This is a genomic window from Streptomyces sp. NPDC059371 (assembly GCF_042751995.1).
Lineage (GTDB): Bacteria > Actinomycetota > Actinomycetes > Streptomycetales > Streptomycetaceae > Streptomyces.
Genome location: NZ_JBHYXD010000020.1, coordinates 104,300 through 114,959, shown reverse-complemented (window position 1 = coordinate 114,959; position 10,660 = coordinate 104,300). Strand labels below are relative to the sequence as shown.

Sequence of the window (10,660 nt, the reverse complement as noted above, 5' to 3'; positions counted from 1 at the left end):
CCGGTGGCGTGCACCGGGGTCCCCGCGCGCGTGCCGGGGGAGTCTCAGCCCCGCCAGGGCAGCTCCGCCGTGATCCGGGTGGGACCGGCCGGCGGCGAGTCCACCACCAGGATCCCGTCCACCGCGTCGAGCCGTTCCGCGAGCCCGGCCAGGCCCGACCCCTCGGTGACATCGGCTCCGCCGACCCCGTCGTCGCCGACCTGGATCATCAGCCGGTTCTCCACCCGCCACACATCCACGGTCGCCCGCGTGGCACGCGAGTGCTTGCTGATGTTCTGCAGCAGTTCGGAGACGGTGAAGTAGGCGATCCCCTCGATCGCGGGCGCCGGCCGCGCCGCCAGATCCGCTTCCACCCGCACCGGCACCGTGCACCGCGAGGCCACCGCGGACAGCGCGGCGTCGAGCCCGCGGTCGGTCAGCACCGCCGGATGGATCCCGCGCGCGAGATCCCGCAGCTCCTGCAACGCCGTCTTGACCTCGCCGTGCGCCTCGTCCACCATCCGCGCCGCCGCCTCGGGGTCCTCGGCCAGCTTCTCCTTGGCGAGCCCCAGGTCCATCGCCAGGGCGACGAGCCGGGCCTGCGCCCCGTCGTGCAGATCGCGCTCGATACGGCGCAGATCGGCGGCGGCCGTGTCGACCACGACCCCGCGGTCGGACTCCAGCTCCACCACGCGCGTGGCCAGCCGCGAGGGGCCGAGCAGTCCGCGCACCATCGCCCGGTCCACGGTCGTCAGCGCCCGCACGATCCACGGTGTCGCCATCGTGAAGAGCAGGCCCACCAGCGCGGTCACCGTGATCTCGAACGGGTTGTCCAGATAGATCGAGTGCGTGCTGTCGCCGTACAACTGGAGCCCGTCCTGACCGCCGTACATCGGGAAGACCCAGAACCACAGCGGATACGTCAGCAGCGCCCAGCCGTACGCCCAGAAGTTCACCGCGACGACGAACGAGAACACCGACCACGGGAACTGCACCACCGCGTACAGCAGGTGCCGCCACGACGTGCCGCTCTTGAGCACGGCACCCATCCACGCCATCGCCCCGTGCCTCTTCATCCGCAGCGGCTCGGGCTCGGCCACCTCGACACCGAGCAGCCCGCGCGCCCGCGCCCGCTCCAGCGAGCCGAGGCCGCGGCAGCCGGCCAGCGCGGCGGCGAGCACCGGAACGCCCAGGAAGGTGATCAGCAGGCCCGCGCCGAGCGAGACCATCGTGACGGCGAACGTGAACATGAGGATCCCGAGCGGCAGGCCCAGCAGCACATAGCCGAACTCGCGCCATGTGCGGGCCTCGAACGGCGCCCGCAGCGGGGCCGGAAGACGGTGCCGCGCTTCGCCGGCGCCCGCCTCGTCGAACCGGGGCCCGCCGCGGTGCCCGTATCCGTGTCCGTACTCCGTGGCCATCGGTCCGTCCGTTCTCTCGTCTCGTCCTGTGCCTCGACCTGCTCCGCGAGCCGGCTGCTTCCTCTTCTTCCAGCGTGCCGCTCGTCGGGCCCACGGGACATGCGGCGGATCGGCGTCTTGAACGGGGGGTTTTCCCTACCCCGGCGACCGCGCCGGCCGAGGATCTCCATCGAGTGATCTCCATCGAGTGAACCCTCGGCACGTCCGGACGGTCACCGGACGGGCCCGTTCCGGCTACTGCCGGACGGGCTCGTTCCGGCTGCTACCGGACGGGTTCGTTCTGGCGGTCCCGCCACGGCAGTTCGGCCGTGATGACCGTCGGGCCGCCCACCGGCGAATCGACGACGAACAGCCCGTCCACCGCGCCCAGCCGGTCCGCGAGCCCCGCCATGCCCGTACCGCCGTCGACACCGGCCCCGCCGCGGCCGTCGTCCCGGACCTGGATGAGCAGACGGTCGTCCGTCCGCCAGACGTCCACCGACGCGGACCTCGCCCCGCTGTGCTTGCTGACGTTCTGGAGCAGCTCGGAGACCGTGAAGTACGCGATGCCCTCGATGGCGGCGGCCGGCCGCGTCTCCAGTTCGGAGCTCACCTTCACGGGCACGGTGCACCGCGAGGCGATCGAGGACAGCGCGGCGTCCAGACCCCGGTCGGTGAGGACCGCCGGATGGATGCCACGAGCCAGATCACGCAGCTCCTGAAGGGCGAGCTTCACCTCGCCGTGCGCCTCGTCCACCATCGACGCCGCGGCGTCGGGGTCCTCCAGGAGCTTCTCCTTCGCCAGGCCGAGCCCCATCGCCAGGTTGACGAGCCGTGCCTGCGCCCCGTCGTGCAGATCGCGCTCGATACGGCGCAGATCGGCGGCGGCCGTGTCCACCACCACCCCGCGGTCCGACTCCAGTTCGGCGATGCGCCGCTCCAACTCGTCGGAGGGCGACAGCAGTCCGCGCACCATCGCCCGGTCCACGTTCGTCAGCCCGCGCGCGATGAACGGCAGCACCGGCCACAGCACGAACAGCGACACGAGCGTCACCGTGAAGGTGGCGATGCCCCAGGGCAGCCGTATCAAGTCGTACAGCACCGCCCGCCAGCCCACCGGGTCCTTCAGGCTCGACCACAGCCAGCCGAAGAAGCCGGTCCGGCGCACCGGCAACGGGCTCGGCTCGTCGATCCGCAGCCCCAGCAGCCGCCGCGCCCGCGCCCGCTCCATCTTGCCCAGTTGCCGCGAACCCCGCAGTCCGGCCGCGAGCAGCGGCAGTCCGACGACGGTCACGGCGAGCCCCGCGCCCGTGGCGAGCATCGTCACCACGTACACGAACCCGATGATCGAGGCCGGCAGGTTCACCAGGAGATGGGAGATCTCCCGCCACGTCCCCGGGTCCAGCGCGAGGCGTACGGCGGGCGGCCGGTCACCGTCGGACGGCGCGTCCGACGGACCGGCGGGCGAGATGCGTTCGGTCATATCCGCTAGCCTGCCCGGCGGCGCGCCGCCGCGCCATGAGGTGGGCCGCCGCGATGCACTGGGGATAACCCCACCCCCAGGAGGAACGTGTTCACACCGTGAGACGTGAACACGTCACCGACGGCCGAGGGATGGTCGAGGCGTGACGGGCTGCTTACGCTCTCTTTAGCAGGCCCTAGACTCCCGTCCGTACAGATCGTCGAACATGGCGCATCACAGAGTGCGCGACGGCGCACGACGGGGCGCAACGAGGTCAGGGAGTGAGGGGCTGACGTGCCGGAACCGACCGTTGTCACGGCGACCGGGGCCGTCGTCGCGGCGGACTACTTCCAGTCCTACTCGGTCGTCGGACTGCTCGCCGTCGTCGGCGTGCTGTTCGTCGCCGTCGCCTTCGGAGCGGGCCGCCTGCTGCGGCCCGTCGTACCGACCCCCGAGAAACTCCTGACGTACGAGTGCGGCGTCGACCCAGTCGGCGAGGGCTGGGCCCACACCCAGGTCCGCTACTACGTGTACGCGTTCCTCTACGTCATCTTCGCCGTCGACTCGATCTTCCTCTTCCCCTGGGCCACGGTCTTCGCCGCTCCCGGCTACGGTGCCGCGACGCTCGTCGAGATGTTCATCTTCCTCGGCTTCCTGGCCGTGGGCCTGCTGTACGCATACAAGAAGGGCGTCCTGACATGGACGTGACCCCGTCCGCACCGGAGCAGCCCGTGCCGGCCTCGGTGCCGGTGTCGCTGCCCGAGCCGAAGCGGCTCGGCGCGCTCGCCCGGCTCGCCCCCGAACCCATGAAGGTGGTCCTGAACTGGGGCCGCCGCTACTCGCTCTGGGTCTTCAACTTCGGCCTCGCCTGCTGCGCGATCGAGTTCATCGCCGCGTCGATGGCCCGCCACGACTTCATCCGCCTCGGCGTGATCCCGTTCGCGCCGGGCCCCCGCCAGGCCGACCTGATGGTCGTGTCGGGCACGGTCACGGACAAGATGGCGCCCGCCGTCAAGCGCCTGTACGAGCAGATGCCCGAGCCGAAGTACGTCATCTCCTTCGGTGCCTGCTCCAACTGCGGCGGCCCGTACTGGGACTCCTACTCCGTCACCAAGGGCGTCGACCAGATCATCCCCGTCGACGTCTACGTCCCCGGGTGCCCGCCCCGCCCCGAGGCGCTGCTCCAGGGCATCCTCAAGCTCCAGGAGAAGATCGCCCGGGAATCGCTGGGGGAGCGCTACGGTTCCGACACGGCGCGCCCCTCCACCGCCGCGCTCCAGAGCGGCCTGGTGCAGCCACCGGCCCCGTCCGCGACGAGCGTCCCGGGCGCGGATCCGGCCGCCCCCGGTGAGGAGGACCGATGACCGTCGGCTGGCTTCCCGGCCCCGCCGAGGAACTCTTCGGCCCCGACGCCACGGCCGAGGAGTCGTACGAGGTCCTGACGGTCGACGTGCCTCCGGCCTCCTGGATCGCGGCCCTGGAGACGGCCCGTGACACCCTGGGCTGCACCTACTTCGACTGGCTGAGCGCCGTCGACGAACCCGGCACGGGCTTTCTCGTCTCGGCCCACGTCGTGGCCCTGTCCCCGCTGCACCGCCTCCTCGTCCGTACGACCGTCCCGCACACCGCCCCGGCGCTCCCGTCGGCGGTCTCCGTCTACGCGGGTGCCGCCTGGCACGAGCGCGAGACGCACGAGATGTTCGGCGTGACATTCGAGGGCCACCCCGGCCTCGACCCCCTGCTGCTCCCGGAGGGCTTCGAAGGACACCCCCTCCGCAAGGACTTCGTCCTGGCCGCCCGCGTCGCCAAGGCCTGGCCCGGCGCGAAGGAGCCCGGCGAGTCCGAGCACGGTGGCCCCAGGCGCCGTCAGATGCTGCCGCCCGGCGTCCCCGACCCCAACGAGTGGGGCCCGCTCAAGGGCCAGCTCCCCCCGGCTCCGTCCCGCCCGGCCCGTGGCGCGGCCCGCCCAGCCGGCGACCGGCCGGTCCGCAGGACCCGCACGGCAGGAGAGGGTTCCGCCGGCCAGACGCCGACCGCCCCCGCGGGCACCACGGCGACCCCGGCCACGGGTTCGGACGCGGCGACCCCGGCCACGGGTTCGGACGCGGGTTCGGCTGCGGCGACCCCGGCCACGGGTCTGGACGCGGCGACCCCGGGCACGGGTGCCGCGGGAGCGGACGTCGCGTCCGCCGCCGCGGGTGCCGCCTCCGGTGCCGATGCCGGTGCCGCACGCCCCGCACGCCGATCGCGCAGCGCGAGCCAGGGCTCCGCCAGCCAACGAGCCCCGCAGCCGGCCGCTCCGGCCCCGACGCCCACCTCCCGGCCGTCTGCTGTCTCGCAGGCGCGGGCAGGGAACGAGCCGTCGCCCGCGAGTGAGCCGCCCGCGTCGACGGGAACGGCGGCTCCGTCGGAACCGGCGACCGCGAACAAGCCGACCGCGCCGACGGAATCGGGGGCTGCGTCCGAACCGGCGACCGCGAACGAGCCGACCGCGCCGACGGGAACGGCCGCTGTCACGGAGCCGACGCCGGCGACCGAACCGGCCGCGCCGACGGGCGCCTCGCGGGCAGCCGAGCCCGACTCGGCGACGAGGCCCGCCAGAAGGCTTGCCGCCCCGCGCAGCTCCGACGCTCCCTGGCACCAGCCGAAGCCCGCGTTCGACGACTCGGAACCAGAACCGGACCGGCCGGAGCACCAGCCGAAGGCGAAGCCCGAGCCCGAACCGGCGCCCGAACCGGCGCCCGAACCGGCGCCCGAACCGGCGCCCGAGCCTGAGGCGCGGGATCAGTCCGAGTCCGAGCCGGTGTCCGAGCCTGAGCCCCGGCCGGTGTCCGAGCGTGAGCCCCAAGCGCAGCCCGAGCCCGAGCCCGAGCCCGAGGCCGGGGCCGCCCCGACCTCCGAGGCGAAGCCCGAACCGGGGTCCCCGCCGCAGGCCGAACCCGAGCCCGAGGCGCAGCCGGCGTCCGAACCAGGGACGACGTCCGAGCCCGACGCGGATTCCGAATCGGAATCCACCGACTCGGGGGCGACGCCCGCTCCGGGATCGAACCCCGCACCCAGCCCCGACGACCCCACCGGAGGTACGCGGTGAACGACGCTCTCGACGTCGCCCTACGCCTCCTCGTCGTCTTCGCCGTGTTCCTGACGTTCCCCCTGATCGTCGGCCAGACCGAGCACAAGGTGATGGCCCACATGCAGGGCCGCCTCGGCCCGATGTACGCGGGCGGCTTCCACGGCTGGGCCCAGCTCGTCGCGGACGGCGTGAAGTTCGCGCAGAAGGAGGACATCGTCCCCACGGGCGCGGACCGGCGGATCTTCCAGCTCGCCCCCGCGGTGGCCCTGCTCCCGTACCTCCTGGTCCTCCTCGCCATCCCGATCGGCCCGGGCGAGGGCGCGGTCGGCGAGGTCGTCGACGCGGGAATCTTCTTCGTCCTCGCCGTCATGGGCGTGGGCGTCCTCGGCTCGCTCATGGCGGGCTGGGCGTCGGCCAACAAGTTCTCCCTTCTCGGCGGCCTGCGCACCGCCGCCCAGCTCCTCGCGTACGAGCTCCCGATGCTCCTGACCGCGGCCTCGGTCGCGATGGCGGCGGGCACGGTCTCGCTCCCCGGCATCGTGGACGCCTTCCAGTGGTGGTGGCTGCCCTGGCAGATCGTCGGCGCGATCGTGTTCTTCGTCGCCGGCCTCGCCGAACTCCAACGGCCCCCCTTCGACATGCCCGTAGCCGACTCCGAGATCATCTTCGGCGCGTACACCGAGTACACGGGCCTGCGTTTCGCCCTGTTCCTGCTCGCCGAGTACGCCGGAATCGTCGTCCTGTGCGGTCTGACCACCGTCCTCTTCCTGGGCGGTTGGCACGGCCCCTGGGGCGCCGACGGCCTCGGCTGGGTCTGGACCCTCCTGAAGGCCGCGATCCTCGCCTTCGTCGTCATCTGGCTCCGCGTCACCTACCCCCGCCTGCGCGAGGACCAGCTCCAGAAGCTCTCCTGGACCCTCCTCGTCCCTCTGTCCCTCGCCCAGATCGCCCTCACCGGCATCGTCAAGGTGGTGATCGCGTAACCATGGCCCCCATTCCTGGCTCCGGCCTCGCCAAGGGCCTGGCCGTCACCCTCCGCACGATGACGAAGAAGACCGTCACCGCGCAGTACCCGGACGTCCAGCCCGAACTCCCGCCCCGCACCCGTGGTGTCATCGCCCTCTTCGAGGAGAACTGCACGGTCTGCATGCTGTGCGCCCGCGAGTGCCCGGACTGGTGCATCTACATCGACTCCCACAAGGAGACCGTCCCGCCCGCCGCCCCGGGCGGCCGCGAGCGCAGCCGCAACGTCCTCGACCGCTTCGCCATCGACTTCTCCCTGTGCATGTACTGCGGTATCTGCATCGAGGTCTGTCCCTTCGACGCGCTGTTCTGGACTCCGGAGTTCGAGTACGCGGAGACCGACATCCACGAACTCACCCACGAACGCGACAAGCTCCGTGAGTGGATGTGGACCGTCCCGGCCCCGCCCGCCCTCGACCCCGCTGCCGAGGAGCCCAAGGAGTTCGCGGCCGCCCGCAAGACCGCCGACAAACTCGCGGCCGAACAGGCAGCCCAGGCCGAGCAGGCAGCCCAGGCCGAGGCCGAGACCGAGGCCGAGACCGAACAGGCGGCTCAGGCCGAGACCGAGCGGCCGGCCCGGGCGACTCGGGCGACCGGGGCCGAGGAATCGGCCCAGCCGAGCCCGACCGAGGAGACCGGCCGGCCGGAGTCTCCGGCCAAGCCCTCCTCCGGCCCGCAGGAGGGACAGTCGTGACCTTCGCAGCAGCCACGGCCACGGCGGCCCACGCGGCCACCACCGTCGCCGCCGATCACCACGGCTTCCTCTCCCCGACCGGCGTCGAGATCGCCTTCCTCCTCGTCGGCCTGCTCACCTTCGGCGCCGCGATCGTCACCGTCACCACCAAGCAGCTCGTGCACGCGGCACTGTGGCTGGTGGTCGCCCTCGGCGGCCTCGCCGTCGAATACCTCCTGCTGACGGCCGAGTTCATCGCCTGGGTACAGGTCCTCATCTACGTCGGTTCCGTCGTCGTCCTCCTTCTGTTCGGTCTCATGCTCACCAGGGCCCCGATCGGCCGCTCCCCGGACGCCGACTCCGGCAACCGCTGGGCAGCCCTGGCCGTCGCCGTCACCTCGGCCGGCACCCTGGTCTGGGTCGTCGTCGACGCGTTCCGCGCGACCTGGGTCGACCTGAACGGTGCCGCCGCCGGCTCCACCGAGGTGACCGGAGCGAGCCTCTTCCAGAACTGGGTCCTCCCCTTCGAAGCGCTGTCCGTCCTCCTCCTCGCCGCCCTGGTCGGCGCGATCGTCCTCTCCCGCAAGGCGAAGGCGGACACCGCCGCGGCGACCACGTCGGCCGCCACCCCGCGCGTCCCCGGAAGCCGCGACGGCAAGCAGGACAAGGAAGGTGTCCGCTGATGCACCTCGCCTATCCCGCCGTGCTCGCCGCTCTCCTGTTCTGCACGGGCTTGTACGGAGTCCTGGCACGCCGCAACGCGATCCTGGTCCTGATGTCCGTCGAGCTGATGCTCAACGCCGTCAACCTGAACCTCGTCGCCTTCGACGTCTGGCTCTCCAAAGCCGCCCGCGACACCCTGCACTCCGGCCAGGCCCTGACCCTGTTCACGATCGCCATCGCCGCCGCCGAGATCGGCATCGGCCTGGCGATCGTCCTCGCCGTGTACCGCAACGGCGGCACCTCGGACATCGACAAGCTCCGCGACACCGCCGAGGGCCACGGCCCCGACGACCCCGACGCCCCCGCGGCCGAGAAGGCTGAGGCCACCGCGTGACCACGACCACCCTCGCCGTCCTCGTCCCCCTCCTCCCGTTCCTCGGTGCCGTCGCCGGACTCCTCCTCGGCCGCACGGCCCCGGGTTTCGTCCGCCCGCTCGCGGTCCTGCCCGTCCTCGCCTCGCTCGCCCTCGCCGTGACGGTCGCGGTCGACCAGGGCGGCGGCCTGGCCATCAACTCGCACACCGAACTCACCCCGACCGGCTCGGTCCCCATCGAGCTGGGCCTGCACATCGACGGCTTCGCCGCCCTCGTCGCCGTACTCGTCGGCGTCGTCGCCACCTGCGTGCAGATCTACTCGACGGGTTACCTGCGCGACGACCCGCGCTACCCCTCGTACGCCGCTCTCGTCTCCCTGTTCACCTCCGCGATGCTGCTCGTCGTCTACTCCGGCGACCTGATGGTGCTGCTGGTCGGCTGGGAGGTCATGGGCATCTGCTCGTACTTCCTGGTCGGCCACTACTGGGAGACCCCGGAAGCCCGTGCCGCCTCGCTCAAGGCCTTCCTGGTCACCAAGCTCGGCGACGTCCCCTTCCTCATCGGCCTGTTCGCGCTGGCCACCGACGCCGGCTCGTTCCGGATCACCACGGTCCTGGGCACCGTGGCGAGCGGCGGACTGCACCACCCGACCGTCGTCGCCCTGCTGCTCCTCGCGGGCGTGGCGGGCAAGTCGGCGCTGTTCCCGCTGCACACCTGGCTGCCCGACGCGATGGCGGGCCCCACACCCGTCTCCGCGCTGATCCACGCCGCGACGATGGTCGCCGCCGGCATCTACTTCGTCGCCCGTCTCCTCCCCGTCTTCCAGGCCTCCGCGGCCGCGATGGTCGTCCTCGCCGTCATGGCCGGCGTCACGATGGTCGGTTCGGGACTCGCGGCACTCGCCCAGGACGACATCAAGCGGGTCCTCGCCTACTCGACGATCGGTCAGCTCGGCTACATGGCCGGTGCCCTCGCCGTCGGCGACCGCGGTGCCGCCGTCTTCCACCTCCTCGCGCACGGCGCCTTCAAGGCGCTGCTGTTCCTCGCCGCCGGCGTGATCATCCACGCCTCCGGAACCAACTCGCTGGCCGCCATGTCCCGGATGAAGGACCTGCGCCTCCGAGTCCCCGACGCCTTCTGGACGATGACCGTGGCGCTGCTCGCGCTCGCCGCGATCCCTCCCTTCAGCGGCTTCTTCTCCAAGGAGGCCGTCCTCGGCGCCGCCGAGCACGTCGCCACCGGTCACACCGAGCAGGCCCCCGGTGCTTCGGGCTGGATCGTCCTGATCACCGGCCTGGTCACCGCTGTCCTCACCGCCGCGTACGCGACCCGGCTGTGGCTGCTGGCCTTCCGCGGCCACGGAGCCGAGGCCCCCGACCACGGCAGGCAGCCGGTCACCATGACGGCCGTGCTGTGGGTGCTCGCCATCCCCTCGCTCGCGTTCGGCCTGGCGTTCGGCCCGCTGCCCGACTGGTTCGACGGCCACGACCTGACGCCGGTCCTCACCACCTCGGTGCTCGGCACAGGACTCGCCCTGGTCGGCGGGATCGTCACCTACGGAGCCTGGCGGCACACCAGCGCTCTGGCGGCCCGCGTCCCCCTGGGCGCGGTCGCGGCCCACCCGGACGCCGACGCCGGACACGTCGAGGCCGAGGCCATCGCCTCCCACGAACCCGTCTACGGAGACGTAGCCCGGGCGCCCGACCCGGCGGACCCGGGCCGGCTGCTGCTCGGCCCGCTGCACCGCCACGCGGCCGTCGGCTTCCACCTCGACACCGTGTACTCCGCGCTGTTCGTCCGCCCGGTCCAGGCCGGAGCCACGCTCGTCCGGTTCCTCGACCGCGAGGTCGTCGACACCTACGTACGCGGCGCGGGCGCCCTACCCCGCTGGCTCGGCACCGCCGTACGGCGTGCGCAGACCGGCAATGTGCAGACCTATGTGAGCGCGCTGCTCGCCGGCACCGTCGTCCTGGTGGTCGCCGCCCTCCTCGTCGCCACGGGAGCGTGAGCAGG

At 72.3% G+C, this 10,660-nt stretch carries 10 protein-coding genes; 8 read left to right on the top strand and 2 right to left on the bottom strand.

The genetic code is table 11. The features are described from left to right. Positions 1-44 precede the first annotated feature (44 nt). Both ACFXGX_RS14820 and ACFXGX_RS14815 read right to left on the bottom strand, forming a co-directional pair. Entirely contained in the window at positions 45-1,400 is a 1,356-nt protein-coding gene (locus ACFXGX_RS14820; RefSeq protein WP_384789955.1) for a sensor histidine kinase, read from the bottom strand. 262 nt (positions 1,401-1,662) lie between these two features. Beyond that, a complete protein-coding gene (locus tag ACFXGX_RS14815) occupies positions 1,663-2,862 on the bottom strand; it encodes a sensor histidine kinase (protein WP_384789952.1) in 1,200 nt (399 codons plus the stop codon). Positions 2,863-3,135: 273 nt separating this feature from the next. Here ACFXGX_RS14815 and ACFXGX_RS14810 point away from each other — a divergent pair, with 273 nt between their 5' ends. The 8 genes from ACFXGX_RS14810 to ACFXGX_RS14775 are packed head-to-tail and all read left to right on the top strand — an operon-like array spanning position 3,136 to position 10,655. After that, positions 3,136-3,549: an NADH-quinone oxidoreductase subunit A gene (locus ACFXGX_RS14810; protein ID WP_095936005.1), complete on the top strand. Its 414-nt coding sequence runs from the start codon at positions 3,136-3,138 to the stop codon at positions 3,547-3,549. Continuing rightward, complete coding sequence (locus ACFXGX_RS14805; protein ID WP_384789949.1) at positions 3,540-4,205, top strand: NADH-quinone oxidoreductase subunit B; 666 nt, start codon at positions 3,540-3,542, stop codon at positions 4,203-4,205. Before ACFXGX_RS14810 ends, ACFXGX_RS14805 begins: the two co-directional genes overlap by 10 nt. Continuing rightward, positions 4,202-5,932 (top strand): NADH-quinone oxidoreductase subunit C, encoded by a 1,731-nt coding sequence (locus ACFXGX_RS14800; RefSeq protein ID WP_384789946.1) that lies wholly within the window; start codon positions 4,202-4,204, stop codon positions 5,930-5,932. The genes ACFXGX_RS14805 and ACFXGX_RS14800 overlap by 4 nt, the downstream gene beginning before the upstream one ends. Then, the gene (locus ACFXGX_RS14795; protein ID WP_384789943.1) at positions 5,929-6,897 is read left to right on the top strand and encodes an NADH-quinone oxidoreductase subunit H; all 969 of its coding nucleotides are present in this window, start codon (positions 5,929-5,931) and stop codon (positions 6,895-6,897) included. Before ACFXGX_RS14800 ends, ACFXGX_RS14795 begins: the two co-directional genes overlap by 4 nt. 2 nt (positions 6,898-6,899) lie before the next feature. Further along, positions 6,900-7,631: a NuoI/complex I 23 kDa subunit family protein gene (locus tag ACFXGX_RS14790; protein WP_384789940.1), complete on the top strand. Its 732-nt coding sequence runs from the start codon at positions 6,900-6,902 to the stop codon at positions 7,629-7,631. Then, positions 7,628-8,293, top strand: a complete 666-nt coding sequence (locus tag ACFXGX_RS14785) for an NADH-quinone oxidoreductase subunit J (protein WP_384789937.1) — start codon at positions 7,628-7,630, stop codon at positions 8,291-8,293. Before ACFXGX_RS14790 ends, ACFXGX_RS14785 begins: the two co-directional genes overlap by 4 nt. Then, positions 8,293-8,667 carry an NADH-quinone oxidoreductase subunit NuoK gene (gene nuoK, locus ACFXGX_RS14780; RefSeq protein WP_384789934.1) on the top strand — a complete coding sequence of 125 codons (375 nt, stop codon included), beginning with the start codon at positions 8,293-8,295 and terminating at the stop codon, positions 8,665-8,667. Before ACFXGX_RS14785 ends, nuoK begins: the two co-directional genes overlap by 1 nt. After that, the gene (locus ACFXGX_RS14775) at positions 8,664-10,655 is read left to right on the top strand and encodes an NADH-quinone oxidoreductase subunit L (RefSeq protein ID WP_384789931.1); all 1,992 of its coding nucleotides are present in this window, start codon (positions 8,664-8,666) and stop codon (positions 10,653-10,655) included. Before nuoK ends, ACFXGX_RS14775 begins: the two co-directional genes overlap by 4 nt. The last annotated feature ends 5 nt before the right edge of the window (positions 10,656-10,660 follow it).

What these genes read in the sequence shown, in the direction of transcription:
- ACFXGX_RS14820 (WP_384789955.1), bottom strand. Translation starts at nt 1,400, where the DNA reads ATGGCCACGGAGTACGGACACGGATACGGGCACCGCGGCGGGCCCCGG.
- ACFXGX_RS14815 (WP_384789952.1), bottom strand. Translation starts at nt 2,862, where the DNA reads ATGACCGAACGCATCTCGCCCGCCGGTCCGTCGGACGCGCCGTCCGAC.
- ACFXGX_RS14805 (WP_384789949.1), top strand. Translation starts at nt 3,540, where the DNA reads ATGGACGTGACCCCGTCCGCACCGGAGCAGCCCGTGCCGGCCTCGGTG.
- ACFXGX_RS14800 (WP_384789946.1), top strand. Translation starts at nt 4,202, where the DNA reads ATGACCGTCGGCTGGCTTCCCGGCCCCGCCGAGGAACTCTTCGGCCCC.
- ACFXGX_RS14790 (WP_384789940.1), top strand. Translation starts at nt 6,900, where the DNA reads ATGGCCCCCATTCCTGGCTCCGGCCTCGCCAAGGGCCTGGCCGTCACC.
- nuoK (WP_384789934.1), top strand. Translation starts at nt 8,293, where the DNA reads ATGCACCTCGCCTATCCCGCCGTGCTCGCCGCTCTCCTGTTCTGCACG.